At 72.5% G+C, this 17,153-nt stretch carries 16 protein-coding genes; 6 read left to right on the forward strand and 10 right to left on the reverse strand.

Translation table 11 applies throughout. The features are described 5' to 3' along the window. Window positions 1-34: 34 nt before the first annotated feature. Window positions 35-643 carry an NUDIX hydrolase gene (locus C4T78_RS05540; protein ID WP_093353156.1) on the reverse strand — a complete coding sequence of 203 codons (609 nt, stop codon included), beginning with the start codon at window positions 641-643 and terminating at the stop codon, window positions 35-37. Window positions 644-835: 192 nt separating this feature from the next. Between C4T78_RS05540 and C4T78_RS05545 the strand changes: the two genes are divergently transcribed. Continuing rightward, window positions 836-2,167 (forward strand): carboxypeptidase regulatory-like domain-containing protein, encoded by a 1,332-nt coding sequence (locus tag C4T78_RS05545; RefSeq protein WP_235863560.1) that lies wholly within the window; start codon window positions 836-838, stop codon window positions 2,165-2,167. Here the strand turns inward: C4T78_RS05545 and C4T78_RS05550 are convergent. Genes C4T78_RS05550 through C4T78_RS05590 form a run of 9 tightly spaced genes read right to left on the reverse strand, consistent with a single transcriptional unit; the run spans window position 2,164 to window position 10,704 of the window. After that, window positions 2,164-2,667 carry an Rv1363c family protein gene (locus C4T78_RS05550; protein ID WP_093353158.1) on the reverse strand — a complete coding sequence of 168 codons (504 nt, stop codon included), beginning with the start codon at window positions 2,665-2,667 and terminating at the stop codon, window positions 2,164-2,166. The genes C4T78_RS05545 and C4T78_RS05550 overlap by 4 nt on opposite strands. After that, window positions 2,667-3,863: an MlaD family protein gene (locus C4T78_RS05555; protein WP_093353161.1), complete on the reverse strand. Its 1,197-nt coding sequence runs from the start codon at window positions 3,861-3,863 to the stop codon at window positions 2,667-2,669. Before C4T78_RS05555 ends, C4T78_RS05550 begins: the two co-directional genes overlap by 1 nt. Next, window positions 3,860-4,876 carry an MCE family protein gene (locus C4T78_RS05560; protein WP_093353163.1) on the reverse strand — a complete coding sequence of 339 codons (1,017 nt, stop codon included), beginning with the start codon at window positions 4,874-4,876 and terminating at the stop codon, window positions 3,860-3,862. Before C4T78_RS05560 ends, C4T78_RS05555 begins: the two co-directional genes overlap by 4 nt. Further along, window positions 4,873-5,946 (reverse strand): MCE family protein, encoded by a 1,074-nt coding sequence (locus C4T78_RS05565; protein ID WP_093353758.1) that lies wholly within the window; start codon window positions 5,944-5,946, stop codon window positions 4,873-4,875. Before C4T78_RS05565 ends, C4T78_RS05560 begins: the two co-directional genes overlap by 4 nt. Then, a complete protein-coding gene (locus C4T78_RS05570; RefSeq protein WP_093353166.1) occupies window positions 5,943-6,920 on the reverse strand; it encodes an MCE family protein in 978 nt (325 codons plus the stop codon). Before C4T78_RS05570 ends, C4T78_RS05565 begins: the two co-directional genes overlap by 4 nt. Next, window positions 6,917-7,906, reverse strand: a complete 990-nt coding sequence (locus C4T78_RS05575; protein ID WP_093353168.1) for an MCE family protein — start codon at window positions 7,904-7,906, stop codon at window positions 6,917-6,919. Before C4T78_RS05575 ends, C4T78_RS05570 begins: the two co-directional genes overlap by 4 nt. Beyond that, window positions 7,903-9,069 (reverse strand): MCE family protein, encoded by a 1,167-nt coding sequence (locus tag C4T78_RS05580; RefSeq protein WP_093353171.1) that lies wholly within the window; start codon window positions 9,067-9,069, stop codon window positions 7,903-7,905. Before C4T78_RS05580 ends, C4T78_RS05575 begins: the two co-directional genes overlap by 4 nt. 1 nt (window position 9,070) lies before the next feature. Further along, the gene (locus tag C4T78_RS05585; RefSeq protein WP_093353173.1) at window positions 9,071-9,895 is read right to left on the reverse strand and encodes an ABC transporter permease; all 825 of its coding nucleotides are present in this window, start codon (window positions 9,893-9,895) and stop codon (window positions 9,071-9,073) included. Beyond that, the gene (locus C4T78_RS05590; protein ID WP_093353176.1) at window positions 9,895-10,704 is read right to left on the reverse strand and encodes an ABC transporter permease; all 810 of its coding nucleotides are present in this window, start codon (window positions 10,702-10,704) and stop codon (window positions 9,895-9,897) included. The genes C4T78_RS05585 and C4T78_RS05590 overlap by 1 nt, the downstream gene beginning before the upstream one ends. Before the next feature lie 405 nt (window positions 10,705-11,109). Between C4T78_RS05590 and hpnC the strand changes: the two genes are divergently transcribed. Genes hpnC through shc form a run of 5 tightly spaced genes read left to right on the forward strand, consistent with a single transcriptional unit; the run spans window position 11,110 to window position 17,153 of the window. Beyond that, a complete protein-coding gene (gene hpnC, locus C4T78_RS05600) occupies window positions 11,110-12,018 on the forward strand; it encodes a squalene synthase HpnC (RefSeq protein ID WP_093353181.1) in 909 nt (302 codons plus the stop codon). Continuing rightward, a complete protein-coding gene (hpnD, locus tag C4T78_RS05605; protein WP_093353183.1) occupies window positions 11,982-12,878 on the forward strand; it encodes a presqualene diphosphate synthase HpnD in 897 nt (298 codons plus the stop codon). Before hpnC ends, hpnD begins: the two co-directional genes overlap by 37 nt. Next, the gene (hpnE, locus tag C4T78_RS05610; protein WP_235863562.1) at window positions 12,875-14,236 is read left to right on the forward strand and encodes a hydroxysqualene dehydroxylase HpnE; all 1,362 of its coding nucleotides are present in this window, start codon (window positions 12,875-12,877) and stop codon (window positions 14,234-14,236) included. The genes hpnD and hpnE overlap by 4 nt, the downstream gene beginning before the upstream one ends. Continuing rightward, window positions 14,233-15,246 carry a polyprenyl synthetase family protein gene (locus tag C4T78_RS05615; protein ID WP_093353185.1) on the forward strand — a complete coding sequence of 338 codons (1,014 nt, stop codon included), beginning with the start codon at window positions 14,233-14,235 and terminating at the stop codon, window positions 15,244-15,246. The genes hpnE and C4T78_RS05615 overlap by 4 nt, the downstream gene beginning before the upstream one ends. After that, window positions 15,243-17,153, forward strand: coding sequence for a squalene--hopene cyclase (gene shc / locus C4T78_RS05620; RefSeq protein ID WP_374703859.1), 1,911 nt, complete (start codon window positions 15,243-15,245; stop codon window positions 17,151-17,153). The genes C4T78_RS05615 and shc overlap by 4 nt, the downstream gene beginning before the upstream one ends.

Consider the following 17,153-nt stretch of genomic DNA (forward strand, 5'->3'; position numbering starts at 1 on the left):
GGAATGGTCCTCTCCGGCTCCCAGGCTACGCCGGTCAGCGCCAGGCGAAGACCGGCTGCTCCAGGTCGGCGACCCGGGTGTGCCGGTCGTGCAGCACGACCTCGCGGAACTGGTGCAGCACGGCCGCGGTCGGCGCGTGGACGAGCGTGTCCAGGATCGGCAGCTGGATGACCGGGCGGTCCGATTCGGCGATCCGCACGAAACGCGGCGCGACGTCCAGGTCGGTCAGCGGCACCAGGTCGACCCCGGCCACCTCGGCGGGGTTGGGCGCCAGCGGCGGCGCCTCGCCGATCCACACCACGATCGGCGTGATCACGTAGCCGGAGCGGGTCGCGTAGTCGTCCAGCCTGCCGAGCACGTCGTGCTCGGCCGCGGACACGCCGAGCTCTTCGCGCAGTTCGCGCAGCGCAGCGCGCGGTGCGTCCTCGCCCGGGTCCAGGCGTCCGCCGGGCAGCGCGAACTGGCCCGCGTGCGCGCGCAGCGTCGCGGCCCGCCGCGTCACCCAGACGCCGAGCTCGCCGTCCTCGCTGGCCAGCGCGATGGTCACCGCCGCGGCCCGGCGGTCGTGCAGCGGGATGTGGGTGGTGTGGAACCGGCTCAGGCGGGTGGCGATGTGGCGGCGGACTTCACCGGGGTCGGGCATCGGGGATCCTCTCAACCGGGGCCGCGGCCCTCGTCCGGCCGACCGCGCGCACCCGCATCTTTGCACGGAATCGCGAAATAAGTTAGTCTTGCTAACCGTCAACGGGGCAGTTCTCGCCCGCGGCGCCGATCGCGCCGGGCGATTCGAACCGAGTGCAGCGCCGCACCCCCGACCTGCTCGCGAGGAGTTCCCTTGACCGAGGCACAGCCGAGCTCGCTGGTGCGCACCCTGGCATCGGCGCTGTGGTTCCCGATGTTCTTCATCGTCGGGTTCATGGTCTGCTACCTCCTGCCCTTCCACGCCCCGGCCCCGCACGACATGCCGGTCGCGGTGGTCGGCGACCAGGCCGCGCAGCAGCTCGGATCGGCCTTCGAGCAGAAGATGCCGGGTGGTGTCGACGTCTCGGCCGTGCCCGATGCGCAAGCGGCGCGAGAGGCGATCACGCAGCGCGACGCCGTCGCCGCCTACGACCCGGCGCACGGCGAGCTGTTCTACGCCAAGGCCAACGGATCGGCGCTGCAGATGGTGCTGCAGCAGATGTTCACCCCGGTCGCCTCCGCCGCCGGTCATCACCTGGTGCTGACCGACCTGGCGCCATCGGCGCCGGGCGATGTGATGGGCACCGGCCTGTTCTACTGCCTGCTTGCTCTGAACATCCCGCCCTACATCACCGTGATGATGCTGCTGCGGGCCGCGCTGAGCACCCGGCAGAAGCTCCTCGCGCTCGTCGGGGTGGGCGCTTTCGGGTCGGTGGTCTGCTACTTCGCCGCGCTGTCCATGGACGTCATCCACGCCGAGCCGGCCCTGATCCTCATCGGCTTCCTGCTCACGCAGGCGGTCGCCTGGCCGACCTTCGGGCTGGTGCCCTACGTCAAGCAGTTCATCCCCGGCGTGGCGATGGGCTTGTTCGTGCTGCTGAGCATGCCCTCCAGCAGCGGGGCCATCCCGAAGGAGCTGGTTCCGGAGTTCTTCCAGTCGCTGCACCGGTTCCTGCCGCTCGGGCAGGCGGTCGACTCCATGCGCGGGATCCTGTACTTCGACGGGGCCGGGGCGCTGCCCGCCGTCGCGGGGTTGTGCGCGTGGTTCGCGGTGGGCGCGGCGCTGGTGGCGTTCAACCAGGTGCGGGCCAAGCGGAAGCGGGCTTCGGATCCCGAGGTGGTGACCACTGCGGGCACCTACGAGCACGAGGACGACAGCGATGTCGTCGTGGACCCGGTGCTGGAGGCGCCGAAGCCCCGCCACCACCGCACGCTCGCGGGAACCGTTCGCGGCGTCGACGGGCGCGGGGTTGCCGGGGCGATCGTCACCGTGACGGATGCCAACGGCGTGCAGCTGGCACATCTGGTGACCAGCGGAGCGGGCGAGTACGAGGTGCACGACCTGCCCGGGCGGTACGTCACCGTCGTCGCTTCCGCGGCGGGGATGCGGCCCGCCGTGGACCGGATCATGGTCCGGGCCGGGCGGATCGACGGGTGCGACTTCGTGCTGGCCGCCGAGGAGCAGGTCGGGGCCGGGCGCGCCTAGAGCAGCTTGATGTCCTCGATGAGCCAGCGCTCCTCGACGCGCAGGAGCGTCATCTGCATCCGGTTCCGGTCGATCCGGGGCTGAGGGTTGTTCACGTTGGTGATCTCCTGGTCGACGAACAGCGTCACCACGGCTCGCTGCAGATCGGCTTCGGCGATTCCGGCGGAGAGCACCGAGCCCTTGGACACCGCGCGGTTCTGCCTGATCAGCTCGGTCAGGCTGGCGCTGATCTCCCGGTACTGCTCGGCGAACTGACCGTGCGAGTTCGCGGTGATGGCGGCGAAGTTGCGGTTCAGGCTGGTGAAGTCGTAAGTGGACAGATCCGCGGCGTAGGTGCGCGCCGCCTCCAGCGCGGTGCGGCGGGCGTCTTCGACGGCCCGCGCCTGGTGCAGCTGGATCCCGAAGGTGCCCAGCACCGCGAGGACGGCGACGAGCAGCGCGATGGCGAGCAGGACCTTCGGGCGGCGGATCCGCCTCGGTCCTCCGGAGGTGTCGGTCATCAGCGAACTCCTTGCAGCGGGACGGAATACCAGGACCGCGGGCCGAGGACGGCTGCCTGGCCGCCCGCGGTGCCGAGCCGGAAGCCTGCCGGGGTCTGGCCGGTGGCCGGGTCGTAGGTGGTCATCGCCGGGCGCGGGGCGTTCGCCGCGCCGCGCTGGCCGAGGCCGGGTCGATCGGCCGGGCAGTGCCGGTCCAGGTCGGCTTCGCGGGGTTGGACCGCGGTGGGGGAGCGGCGTTCGGTCGCGGTGGCGCAGATCGGGCCCTGGGTGCCGATCAGGTAGAGGTCGGCGGTGTCGCCGTGCACCACCGAGCCGAGCCCGGACAGCGCTTCCGGCAGCGAGATGAGCAGCTGGTCCAGGGCCGGGGCGCGGACCGCGACGATCTGACCTGTGGTGACCAGGTTGCCCAGCAGCGCGGTCGTGGCCGGGTCGTTGCGCGCGAACAGCTCCGCCAGGCGCCGGGTGGCGCCGGGCGCGGTGTCCAGGACCCGGTCGAGCTGCGGCTGGTGCGCCCGGATCTGCGCGGTCAGCGAGCGCAGACCGGCCGCCAGCTCGCGGATCCGGTCGCCGGAACCGGCCAGCTCGCGGCTGCCGGTGACCAGGCGGTCGAGCTGCGGCCGGTGTTCGCGCGCGGTTTCCAGCAGGATCGCGGAGTTGTCCAGGATGCGGGTCAGCTCGGGGCCCTTGCCCGCCAAACCGGTGGACAGCGCTTCGGTGACCGCGGCGACGTCCTCCGGGCGCAGTTGCTCGGTGAGCTCGGTGAAGTGCACCAGCAGGGTGTCCAGCGGGATCGGGCGTCGCGTGCGCTCGGCTTCGATGACGCTGCCGTCGCGTAGGTACGGCCCGGAGTCGCTTGCGGGTTGCAGGTCCACGGTCTGCACCGCCAGCGGTGTGGCCATGCTGATCACCGCGTCGCTGTCGGCCGGGACGCGCGTGCCGGGGTGCAGCGCGAGCCGCACCGACACCGCGCCTCCACCGGGGTCGATGCGGACCTCGGAAACGGTGCCGACGACCACGCCCCGGTAGGTGACCTGCGAGCTCGGCGTGATCGACGCCGCGTCGGGCAGGCGCACGGTCACGCGGACCGGGTCGCGCAGCGCTCCGGGCCCGGCCACGTTGGTGATCACGTAGTAGGTGCACGCGATGCTGATCACCAGGAACAGTGCGAGCTGGGCCAGTACGAGGCGGCGGTTCATCGGGTACCTCCGCGCAGGATCGAGTCGACACCGCCCGCGGCGGGCGGCGGCATCGGTGCGCCGGGCGCGAGCAGCTGCACCACGGTTCCCGGCACGTCGAGCGTCCCGTTGAACAGCACGTAGTCGCCGGGAGCGGCCTGCTGGATCAGCGCGAAGAAGCGGCGCAGCGAGTCCGCAGCGGTCGCCAGCCCGCCGTCGAGCGAGCGCAGGTCGGCCAGCACCGGCCGGAACTTCTCGACCTGCGTGATCAGCGACTCGTCGGTCTGCTCCACCAGCGATGCGGTGGCGGCGCTCAGCGCGGCGGTGCTGTCCAGCAGGTTTGTGAAGCGCTCGCGTTCGGCCAGCAGCACGTCGATCGCGGGCCGCACCCGGGTCAGGGCGGCCTCCAGCGTAGCCCGGTCGTCGGCGAGGTGCTGCGAGGTCGCGTGCACCGAGTCGATGAGCCGGGTGAGTTCTCCTCGGCGCTCGTCCAGGGACGCCAGGGTTCGCTCCAGGTCTCCGAGCAGGTCCCGGACCTGCTGCTCGCGGCCGCTGAGCGCGGTGTTGAGCTCGGTGACAACGGTCTTCGCCTGGTCGAGGCCTGCGCCGTTGAGCAGGGTGCTGGCGGCGGCGAGCGCGTTCTCCACGTCCGGGCCGCGGGAGGTCTGTTCGAGCGGGATCACCGAGCCGTCGGTGAGCTCGGGCCCGCCCGGTGCGGGTGGTGGTTGCAGGACGACGAACTCCTCGCCCAGCGGTGAGGCGAGTTCGAGGCGCGCGGTCGTTCCGGCCGGCAGCCGCACCCCGGGTTCGATGTCGAGCTCGACGAGCGCGCGGAAGTTCTCGGTGCTGATGTCCGACACGCTGCCCACCACGGCCTGGCCCAGCCGCACCGCCCCGCCCATCGGCAGCCGGCCGACGTCGCTGAACACCGCGGTGACCTGGTATCCCGAACCACCGGTTCCGATGGGCGCGTTCTGCAGGCTGAGCCCGCAGGAGGTGGTCAGCAGCACCGAGGCGAGCGCGAGGCGTTTCACCGGCCGCCTCCCAGCACCGCGCGCAGCGGTTCCAGATCGGGCGGGAACGGCACCGGGTTGGTGATGCCCGCCCCGGTGCACAGCGGCAGCGGCAGCTCGCGGCACAGGCGGGCGGTGGTGTCGAACTGGCCGAGGTTGGTGGAGAGGTTCAGCCGCAGCCGCAACCGCTGGTCCGGCGTGATGGCGCGGGTGAAGTTGTCCATCGCCAGCGGCATCGTGTCCAGCGTTTCGGCCAGCTCGCGCTGCCGGCCCGCCAGGGTGCCCGCGAACCGGCTCAGCTGCTCCAGATCGCCGTGGAGCTGCTCGCCGTGGCCGCGCACGAGCTCGTCGACGGCGAGCAGCACGTCGGACAGCTTCGCGAGCGCGTCGCCGATTTCCCCTTGCTGCGACTGGAAATCCGCAGCGGCCTGGGCGGTGGAGGCGGCCAGCGAGTCGACCGCGTCGCGGTGCTGCAGGAGCAGCTGGACCAGCTGGTCGAGGTCGTCGACCACCGCGCCGAGGTCGCCGCTGCCCGCGGCCAGCACTTCGCTGGCCCGCGACAGCTCGGTGATCGCATCGCGGATCTGCGGGCCGCGGCCGTCGAGCGCGGCCGCGCTGCTGCGCAGCAGTCCGTCGAGGACGCCGGGGTCGCCTCCCGAGGGGCCGAAGGCGGCCAGCAGCGAGTCCAGCGACGCGGCCAGCTGGTCGAACCGGATGGGGGAACGGGTGCGGTGCGCCGGGATCAGCGCGCCATCGGCCAGCCGCGGGCCGCCGGTGTGCGCCGGTCCCAGCTCGACGTAGCGGTCGCTGATGATCGCCGGGCTCATGATGTGGGCGCGCGCGTCGGCGGGCAGCGCGGTGTCGGCAGGCATGCTCATCCGCACCCGCACCGTCGCGCCCTGCGGCTCGACGGATTCCACCCGGCCCACCGCCACGCCGAGGATCGCCACCCGGCTGCCGGGGAAGATGCCGTCGGCGAAGGTGAAATCGGCGGCTACGCGCAGCTGCGGGCGCGGCGCCAGCAGGGTGAACCAGGCGCCGGTGACCAGGACGGCCAGCACGCAGCAGACGATCAGCGGCTTCCGGCTCATCGGCACCCCTCGAACAGCCCGGCCGCGCAGAGGACGTTGTCCGGCACCGGCCCCAGCGGTGCCGAGACATCGGCCCACGGCCCGTTCCCGGTGGCGTTGGACAGGTACCGGCCGGCCGGCCCGAGCCGCCGCAGGCTCTCGCCGATGGCCTGGTCGTTGCGGGCCAGGGAGTCGGTGAGCGCGTGCAGGTCGGCCAGCAGCGGATCCAGGACCTCGCGGTTGTCCACGACCAGCCGGTGCAGGTGGTCGACGACGGTGTGCACGTCGGTGATCAGCCTGCGGACCGCGGTCCGGCGCTGCTGGAGCGTGTCGACGACCAGTTGCGCATCACCCAGCAGCGCCACCAGGGTGTCCTGCTGCTCGATGAGCGTCGTGGTCAGGGTTCGCGTGCCGCGCAGCAGCTCCTGCAGTTGCGCACCGCGCTCGCCGATGAGCGCCGAAGCCGTGGCCACGCCGTTGAGCGCGTCGCCGAGCAGCTCGGGATCCTGCGGCGTCACCTCTTGCAGGGTTCCGATCATGCGCCGCAGCTGCGGCAGGTCGAGGCCTTCGGCGGTGGACGTCGCGTCGGACTGGAGCTCGTCGAGGCTGTAGGGCACCGAGGTCCGGTTCAGCGGGATCGTCGCGCCGGGGGAGAGCTGTCCCGGCCCGGCGGATTCCACGCCCAGGTACCGGGTTCCGAGCACCGTGCGGAGCTTGATCGAGGCGGTGGTGCTGCCACCGAGGGCGTGCTCGCTGTCCAGCCGGAAGGAGACGCGCACCCGGTCCCCGGCCAGCGCCACGCCGGTCACCCGGCCCGATGGCACTCCGGCCAGCATGACCTGGGTGCCCTCGGTGAGCCCGGCGGCGTTGCCGAACTCGGCGTGATACTCGTCGGTGCGCAGCGCGAACAGCACCCGGGGCGCGGCCACCGACGCGGCCAGCACCAGCAGCACCACGATCGCACCGATCGCCCCGTTGATCAGGACTTTCCTCATCGGCACACCTCCGTGTGCGGGCCCGCCCCGAGATCCACCTGGACGTCGTCGACGGCGATGCTCAGGTTGCAGAGGTAGACGTTGACCCACGACCCGTAGCCGGTCGTGCGGTCGAGGGTGTTCAGGAAGGCGGGCATCTCCTGCACCGCACCGTCGATCCGCGCCTGGTTGCGCACCAGCATCGCGGTGATCTCCTGCACCGAGCGCACGTCGTGGGACAGCTGCGGCCCGAGACCGTCGAGCAACCGCGCCAGCGAGCCCGCGGCCTCCGCACCGCTGTCGATGGCCGCGGTGATCGACTCCCGGGCGGCCGCGGTCTCCGCGGCCAGGCGCCCGAGCCCGTCGACGAGCACGCGCAGGTCGTCGCGCCGCTGCCGCACCGTCGCCAGCACGGCGTCGAGGTTGTCGATCACCTCGCCGAGAACCTCGTCGCGGGCGGCCAGCGTGCCGGTCAGCGACACGATCCGCGTCAGCAGCGCGGTCACGGTGCCGCCCTCGCCCTGGAAGACCGCGACGATCTCGCGCGCCAACTGGTTGACCTGCGCGGGTTCCAGCGCCTCGAAGAGCGGTTTGAACCCGTTGAGCAGCACGGTCAGGTCCAGCGCTGGGCGGGTGCGCTCCACCGGGATCGTCGCGCCCGGCGGCAGCGGCGGACCGCCCTGGCCCGGGGTCAGCGCCAGCGAGCGGGCACCGGTGAGGTCGGCGTAGCGGACCACGACGAGCCCGGTGGCCGGAACGGGTTGCTCGGCGCGGACTTCGAAGTCCAGTTCGGCGAACCCGTTCCGCGCGGCGACCGCGGTCACCGTCCCGACCCGCACCCCGGCGACGGTGACGTCGCTACCCGGCTGCAGGCCCGCCGCGTCGGTGAACACCGCGCGGTAGGGCACCGTCCGGCCGGTCAGCGGATTCGTCAGCGTGTTGACCACGACGACACCGCAGAACAGCGACACGACGACGAAGGCGGCGAACCGGAATGCGGGGCTCACGGCGTGACTACCTCCGTTCCACGCACCAGCGGGCCCAGCAGCAGGCCCAGCGAATCGGTGGCGGGCGGCTGGCCGGGCAGCAGCGGTGCGAGCCGGTGCAGCGCGTCGCGCTCCTGGGGACCGCCCACCGGGCCGATCGGGCCGCGCGCATCGCCGCAGTTCGGCCCGGACATCCCGGGATAGCGGGGGCAGTCCTCGGGGCCGTAGGGGTAGGGCCGGTGCAGCGTCGCGGACATGCGGATCTTGAAGAAGCCGGTGGACAGCGAGCGGTTCGCACCGTCGAGGAAGGCGTTCAGGCCGTCCACGCTCTCGCGCACCGCGCCCGGATGGCGCCCCAGCGCGCCGGCGACCGGGTCGGTGGAGCGCACGAGGCGGATGATCCGCTGCGAGTTCGCATCGACGAACCGCCGCGACTGATCGGTGAACGCCAGCCCGGCCCCGAGCAGATCGCCGATGTCCTGCTCGCGCCGCACGATGGTGCCCGACAGCGCGACGGCGTCGTCCAGCGCGCGCACCGCATCCGGTGCCGCTGCGGCGATGTCGTCGGCGAGCGCGGCGAGATCGGTGAGGTCTTCGCCGGTCAGCGGAGGGTCGGCGGCCAGCTGGGAGGCGTCGTCGAGCAGCTCGCCCAGCCGCTCGCCCCGCCCGCGCAGCGCCTCGGCGAGTGCGGCGAGCGAGACCTGCAGCTGCGCCGGCCGCAGCGAATCGACCAGCTCGTAGAGGCGGCTGTAGGAGTGGTAGAGCTGCATGGTCGGCCGCGAGTCGTCGGCGGCGAGCTGCGCACCGGGAGCCAGCGCCGTGCCGTCGGAGACTTCCGGAGCGAGCAGGTCGAGGTACTGGTCGCCGAACACGGTGCGCGGCATCAGCCGGACCCGGACGTCGCCGGGGATGTCGGCGAAGCTGCCGGGCTCCATCCGCAACGTCAGCCGGGAGCCGGAGAGCCCGGGCTCGACGGCCGCCAGCCGGCCGACGCGCACTCCGCGGTACTGGACGGGAGTTTCCGGCCGCACCAACCCGGCGGCGGCCGGAAGCACCGTCGTGACTTCCGGTTTCGCGCGCAGCGCGCCCGCACCGCCGAGAACCACCAGCACCGCCACCAGGAACAGCAGGACCAGTCCCGCCGCCCCTCGGGCGGCGAGCGTTCGGCGCGCATGCTCGGTCATGTCATATCCCCAGTGCGGGCAACGTCGGCCGCACGCCCCAGAAGGCGATGCTCAGCAGGACGTCGGCGACGGTGATCGTCACGATGCTGGTGCGCAGCGCACGACCGGCGGCCTTTCCGACGCCTTCCGGGCCGCCGCGGGCGTAGTAGCCGTGGGCGCAGTGCACCAGCGTCACCACGATCGCGAACGCCACGGCCTTGACCAGCGAGAAGAACACGTCCTCGGCGGTGAGCACGAGCCGGAAGTAGTAGTCGTAGGTGCCTTCGGAGACGCCGCCCAGCTGCACCACCGCGATCCCGGTGGCCAGGTAGGAGGCGAACAGCCCCACCAGGTAAAGCGGGATGACCGACAGGAACGCCGCCATCATCCGGGTGCTGACCAGGTACGGCAGCGAGCGCACCGACATCGCCTCCAGCGCGTCGATCTCCTCGGAGATGCGCATCGCGCCCAGCTGCGCGGTGAACCCGGTGCCGACCTTGGCGGCGAGCGCGATGCTGGCCACCAGGGGCGCGATCTCGCGGGTGTTGACCACGGCGGCGGCCAGCCCGGTCATCGGCGAGAGCCCGAGCAGGTCAAGCCCCCGGTAGCCCTCCAGACCGACCTGGGTGCTGGAGACGAACGACATCGCGAACACCACGCCGATCGTGCCGCCGCCCGCCAGCAGCGAGGCCGAGCCGAGGCTGATCTCGCCGACCAGCCGGGCGACGTCGCGCCGGTAGCGGGCCAGCACGTGCGGGACGGCCGCGATCGCCTTGAGGTAGCAGGTGAAGTGCAGGCCCGCGGTGACCAGCAGGTCGACCGCGGACCTGCGCCGCGGGGCCGCCATCAGTACTCGCCCTTCGCGGGCACCAGCAGCGGGTAGAGCTCGGTGATGACCGCGTTGGCGACGAAGACCAGGATGAAGGAGATCACCACGGCCTCGTTGACGGCGTTGGCCACCCCACCCGGCCCGCCCCTGGCGGTCAGCCCCTTGAAGCAGGACACCAGCGCGGCCAGCACCGCGAACACCGCGGCCTTCAGCAGCGCCACGACGAAGTCCGGCACCCGGGAGAACTGCGTCAGGGTGCGCAGGAACGCCCCCGGCGCGTCGCCGAGCACCAGGACCTGGAACAGGAACGTCGTGGTGATGCCGACCAGCAGCACGATGCACGCCAGCAGCGCGTTGACCACCATCGCGGCCACCACCCTGGGCACCACCAGCCGTTCCACCACCGGCAGCCCCATCACCTCCAGGGCGTCCACCTCGTCGCGGATCTTGCGCGCGCCCAGGTCCGCGCACATCGCCGAGCCGCCGACACCGGAGATCATCAGCGCGCAGATCAGCGGCGCGGCCTGGCCGACGATCACGAAGGCCACCACCGCACCGCCGTAGCCCTGCGCGCCCAGCTGACCGGCCAGCGAGCCGACGTTGAGGGCCACGACGACGCCCAGCGGAATCGTCACCAGCAGCGCGGGAAGGGTGGTGACCGAGGCCAGGAACACGGCCTGCCGGAGGAATTCGGCGAAGTTGAACCGTGCCCGGCGCGCGCACCGGAAGGCCGCTCCCGCGGTGCGCACCGCGAAGTCCAGGAGCAGGCCGGCCTGCAGCAGCGCGTCGGCGATCGGACCGCGAGTGGTGGGCAATCCCCGGTGCATCCGGCACTCCTCCCCGTCGAGGTGCCTGCAGGACCTGGAACGAGCGCACGGCTGGAGTTGTTGCGGGCGGTGGTCGGTGCGGACCTGTTCGGCCGAGGCCGGTCGCGAGGGCCGTGCCGACCACGTTCTGGTGTCCGTCGCCCGGATGTCAATGCCCGCCACCCGAATGCCGCGCGCCGCGCGCGGCGGGGACCAGCGGGCCGCCGACCGGATTTCGCGCTCCTCGATACAGTCTGTTGTGGACAGTCAGATCATTTGTCCAATGTGGATCTACGAGTAGGGGTTCGAGTTCGAACACGGGCTCGACGCAGGGAAAACGGCGCTGGGCGGCTCGCACTGCGCTGCCGCTGCGCTGCTCATACGATTCCGGTTGCGCCTCCTGACCAGGGGATAGGAGGAGAGTCGATGGTCCTGTCGTTGCCTGACGGCACGATGTCCGGGGAGGAATCCGGCCACCCGAACAGCGTCGCACGTTCGGGTGATTTTCCGCGCAGTGCGGCGGTGCTCGCGCGGATGCGCTCGGAGAACTTCCCGGTCGCGTCCCGGATCCTGCCGCACGGCCTGCGACGGCACCTGCACGCGCTCTACGGGTTCTTCCGGCTCGTCGACTTCGCCGGGGACGAGGCGCCGGGCAACCGCGACGCGCTGCTGGACTTCCTGGAGGTCGATCTCCGCCGCGCCTACCAGGACGCGGCCCGCATCCCGATCCTGCGCGCCCTGACCACCACGGTTGCCGAGTGTGCCATCCCGCACGACGTGCTGGTCAAGTTGATCGAGGCCAACCGCCAGGACCAGCAGGTGCGCCGCTACCGGACCTTCGACGACCTGCTCGACTACTGCGCGTTGTCGGCCAACCCGGTCGGCGAAGCGGTGCTGCACGTCTTCGGCCGGGCCGAGCCGCCGCTGGTGGCGCTGTCCGACCGGATCTGCAGCGCGCTGCAGATCCTGGAGCACTGCCAGGACATCGCCGAGGACTACCGCCAGGACCGGGTGTACCTGCCGACCGACGACCTGCGGCGGTTCGGCTGCCAGGAACCGGACCTGGTCGCGGTGCGCGCCCCGACCCGGCTGCGCGGCCTGATCAAGTTCGAGGTGGACCGCGCGCGGCGGATGCTCGATGACGGTGCGCCCCTGGTCGGCTGCCTGTCCGGCACGGCCCGCGTCGCGGTCGCCGGGTACCTGGCCGGTGGCCGGGCGACCGCGGCGGCCTTCGCCGGGGCCGACCACGACCCGCTGGGGTGCGACGTCCGGCCGAGCCGGGCGCGCACGTTCGTCGAATGGGGGCGGTTGTACGTGTTGGGAGGGGCGCGGTGACCGGATCGACGCGAGTCCATGACGCCTATCTGGAGTGCGAGCGGATCACGCGGGAGCAGGCGCGGAACTTCTCCTACGGGATCCGCCTGCTGCCCGGCCCGAAGCGGCGGGCGCTGTCGGCGGTCTACGCCTTCGCCCGCCGCGTCGACGACATCGGCGACGGCCAGCTGCCCAGCGACGAGAAGCTGCGGCTGCTCGCGCTGGCGCGCGAGGACGTCCACGCGACCAGCACCGATTCAGTGGATCCGGTGCTGGTCGCGCTCGCCGACGCGGCCGAACGCCTCCAGGTGCCGCTCGGGCCCTTCGACGAACTCATCGACGGCTGCGAGGCCGATGTGCGCGGTGCGCGCTACCGGACGTTCGACGAACTGGTGCACTACTGCCGGTGCGTGGCAGGCTCGATCGGGCGCCTGTCGCTGAGCGTGTTCGGCGTCCTCGACCACGTCACCGGCGAACGCCGCGCCGACGCTCTCGGCGTCGCCCTGCAGCTGACCAACATCCTGCGCGACGTCCGCGAGGACCACCTCGACGGGCGCGTCTACCTGCCGGACGAGGACCTGGTGCGCTTCGGAATCCGGCTGGAACCGGGCGACGGGCTGACCGAGGACGAGCAGCGGTGGGCATCGCTGATCCGCTTCCAGGCCGCGCGTGCCGAGCAGTGGTACGACGACGGGCTGCGCCTGCTGCCCATGCTCGACCGGCGCAGCCGTGCGTGCTGCGCGTCGATGGCCGGGATCTACCACGAGCTGCTCGCCCGCATCGCCGCCGACCCGGGCGCCGCCCTGAGCAATCGGACCTCGCTGTCGGGCTGGCGCAAGGCGGGCGTCGCGGCCCGATCGCTGGCGGGGATGGCGCCGTGAGCCGCGGGCGCGTGGTGGTGATCGGCGGTGGCCTGGCCGGGGTGACCGCCGCGCTGGACCTAACCGAAGCGGGTTTTGCGGTAGAACTGCTGGAGACCCGGTCGCGGCTCGGCGGCGCCACCTACTCGTTCCAGCGCGGTGACCTGGTCGTCGACACCGGCCAGCACGTCTTCCTGCGCTGCTACACCGCCTACCTCGACCTGCTGCGGCGGCTCGGCGCGCAGGACGCGATCAGCATCCAGCGCCGGTTCCAGGTCCCGGTGCTCAGCCCGGCAGGCCGCGCATCGCTGCTGCACCGCTGGAACCTCCCGGCGCCGGGACACCTGCTGCCCGCACTGCTCGCATACCGGCAGCTGACCGCGACCGAGCGCGCACGGGTGGCGCGGACGTCGCTGGCGCTCAGGAAGCTCGACCCGGACGATCCCGCACTCGACGAGGTCAGCCTCGGCGAATGGCTGCGCCAGCACGGAGAATCACCGCGCGCGGTGACGGCGCTGTGGGGCCTGCTCGGGGTGGCGGCGCTCAACGCGGTTCCCGACGAGGCATCGATGTTGTTGGCCGCCAAGGTCTTCCGTACCGGCGTGCTCGATCGCAGCGACAGCGCCGACATCGGGATCCCGCGAATCCCGCTGGCGCAGCTGCACGGCGACAGCGCCCAGCGGGCCCTGCTCGCGGCCGGCGCCGAAGTCCGGGTGCGCTGCCGGGCACGGGCGATCCGGCGTGCTGGAGCGGGTTTTCACGTGTTCGCCAAGGAAGGCGCCAACAGCCGCGAGTTCTCCGCGGACGCGGTGGTCCTGGCGGTACCGCACCAGGCGGCCGCCGGGCTGCTCGCGGACCTGCCGGTGCCCGGCGCCGAGCGGTGGGCCCAGCTCTCGGCCGCCCCGATCGTCAACGTCCACCTGCACTACGACCGGCAGATCACCGGGCTCCCGATGGCCGCCGTCCTGGATTCGCCGGTGCAGTGGGTCTTCGACCGCAGCGCGATCTCCGGCGCACCGCACGGCCAGTACCTGGCGATCTCCCTGTCGGCTGCCGATGAGTACGTCGACCTGCGCACCGAGGACCTGCGCGCGCTGTTCGTCCCGGCCCTGCAACAGCTGTTTCCGGCCGCCCGGCGAGCACGGCTGCTCGACTTCTTCGTCACCCGCGAACCCAGCGCCACCTTCCGGCAGGCACCCGGCACCGCGGCGATCCGCCCGGACGCGCGCACCCCGGTGCCGGGCCTGGTGCTGGCCGGTGCCTGGACGGGCACCGGCTGGCCCGACACCACCGAAGGCGCGGTGCGCAGCGGTGCGCGGGCCGCCCAGGTGGTGACCGCCGACCAGCGTCGGCACCACGGTGTGGAGGTGACCGCATGACGACCGTCCTGCCACCGGCACTGCTCACCGCGCGGGAATCCGTCGACCCGGTGCTGCGCCGCGCGGTCGCCCAGCTCGACCCGGACACCCGCCGCGTGTGCGAATACCACTTCGGCTGGCGCGGCGCCGACGGTTCCCCGGAAGGCGGTGGCGGCAAAGCGCTGCGACCGGCGATGGTGCTGCTGTCGGCGCAGTCCGCCCGCCCGCCGGGAGCACCCGACCAGGCCGTCGCCGCCGCTGCGGCCGTCGAGCTGGTGCACAACTTCTCGCTGCTGCACGACGACGTGATGGACGGCGACACCTCGCGCCGGCACCGGGCAACCGCCTGGACGGTCTTCGGCCGGCCCGCCGCGCTGCTGGCCGGCGACGCGCTGCTGTCGCTGGCCACCGAGGTGCTGCTGGGCTCGACCTCACCGCACGCCGCGGCCGCGGCCCGCTCGCTGTCGGTCACCACCCGCGTGCTGATCGCCGGGCAGGCCGCGGACCTGGACTTCGAGCACCGCCACGACGTGACCCTCGACGAGTGCCTGCGCATGGCCCACGACAAGACCGCCGCGCTGCTGGCCTGCGCCGCCTCGATCGGCGCGCTCATCGCCGGGGCGCCGCAGGACGTGGTGTTCGGCCTGCACACCTTCGGCACCGAGCTCGGGATGGCCTTCCAGCTGGTGGACGACCTGCTGGGGCTGTGGGGCGATCCCGAGGTCACCGGCAAACCGGTGCTGTCGGACCTGCGCGCCCGCAAGAAGACCGTGCCCGTGGTGCACGCGCTCAACTCGGGCACCACTGCGGGCGAGCGGCTGCGCGAGCTCTACGCGCGGCCGGAACCGCTCACCGAGCAGCAGCTGCGCGAAGCCGCCGAGATGGTGCACCGCGCCGGATCGGCGGACTGGACCCGCCGGGAGTGCCAGCGCCGGCTGACGGCCGCGGCCGACCACCTGCCGCGCGGCCCGCAGGACGTCACCGACGCCCTGACCGAACTCGCCACGTTCATCGTACGGAGGAAGCTTTGACCGATCAGCTGCAGAAGCAGGCCACCCGCGCGCTGGTGGTCCCCGACCCGCGGACCGCGCTGGTCGCCGCCCGCGACCACCTGCTGTCCCGGCAGCACCCGGACGGCTGGTGGAAGGGCGAGCTGGAGACCAACGTGACCATGGACGTCGAGGACCTGCTGCTGCGGCAGTTCCTCGGCATCCGCACCGCGGTGGAGACCGAGCAGGCGGCCCGCTGGATCCGCTCCCAGCAGCGCTCCGACGGCACCTGGGCCAACTTCCACGGCGGGCCGGGCGACCTGTCCACCACCGCGGAGGCCTACACCGCGCTCAAGCTGGCCGGTGACGACGTCGACGCCGGGCACATGACCGCCGCGCGCGACTGGATCCTGGAGCAGGGCGGGCTGGAGGCCACCCGGGTGTTCACCCGGATCTGGCTGGCGCTGTTCGGCGAGTGGTCCTGGGACGAGCTGCCCGCGATGCCGCCCGAGGTCGTGCTGCTGCCCAGCTGGTTCCCGCTGAACGTGGCGGACTGGGCGTGCTGGGCGCGCCAGACCGTGGTGCCGCTGACGGTGGTGTGCACGCTGCGCCCGAGCCGGGACCTGGGCATCACGGTCCGGGAGCTGCGCACCGGCCGCCGCGCCGGGCCCGCTCGCGCCGAGTGGTCGTGGAACTACGGGTTCACCCTGCTCGACCGAGCCCTGCACCGGTACCAGAAGCGCCCGCTGCGGACGTTGCGCAAGCACGCGATGCACCGCGCGGCGGAGTGGATCGTGGCGCGCCAGGAGGCCGACGGGTCCTGGGGCGGCATCCAGCCGCCGTGGGTCTACTCGCTGCTGGCGCTGCACCTGCTCGGCTATCCGATGGACCACCCGGTGCTGCGGCAGGGCCTGGCCGGTCTGGAGCGGTTCCTGATCCGCGAGCAGACCTCCGACGGCGTGGTGCGGCGGCTGGAGGCCTGCCAGTCCCCGGTGTGGGACACGGTGCTCGGCATGCAGGCGCTGCACGACGCCGGTGTGCCCAGCGCGCACCCGGCGCTGCGCCGGGCGACGGACTACCTGCTGGCCGAGGAGATCCGGGTCAAGGGCGACTGGTCGGTCCGCCGCCCGGACCTGCCCGCGGGCGGCGGCTGGGCGTTCGAGTTCGACAACGACGGCTACCCGGACATCGACGACACCGCCGAGGTGCTGCTGGCGCTCAACCGCATGGACCACCCGGACCAGGTCGCGGTGCGGGGCGCGATCGAGCGCGGCGTGCGCTGGCTGCGCGGCATGCAGTCCGCCGACGGCGGGTGGGGCGCCTTCGACGCCGACAACACCCGGCAGCTCGTCCGCAAACTGCCGTTCTGCGACTTCGGTGAAGTGATCGACCCGCCGTCGGCCGACGTCACGGCGCACGTCGTGGAGGCGCTGGCGACGCTGGGCCACGACGACGAGGTGGTCCAGCGCGGCGTGAAGTGGCTGCTGCGCAACCAGGAGAAGGACGGCTCCTGGTTCGGCCGCTGGGGCGCCAACCACGTCTACGGCACCGGCGCGGTGGTCCCGGCGCTGGTCCGCGCCGGCTTCAAGCCCGAGCACCGGGTTCTGCGGCGCGCGGCGAAGTGGCTGGAGAAGCACCAGAACGCCGACGGTGGCTGGGGCGAGGACATGCGCTCCTACGACGACCCGGAGTGGATCGGCCGCGGCGACTCCACGGCTTCGCAGACCGGGTGGGCGCTCATCGCGCTGCTGGCCCTGGGACGGCACGAGACCGACGCGGTCCAGCGCGGCGTGCAGTACCTGGCCCGCACGCAGCGCGCGGACGGCGGCTGGGACGAGCCGCAGTTCACCGGCACCGGTTTCCCCGGCGACTTCTACATCAACTACCACCTGTACCGGGTGATCTTCCCGCTGACCGCCCTCGGCAGGTACCACCGGGCCGGGCAGTGA

Origin of the sequence: Saccharopolyspora kobensis, from assembly GCF_900108315.1 — a bacterium.
GTDB lineage: Bacteria > Actinomycetota > Actinomycetes > Mycobacteriales > Pseudonocardiaceae > Saccharopolyspora > Saccharopolyspora kobensis.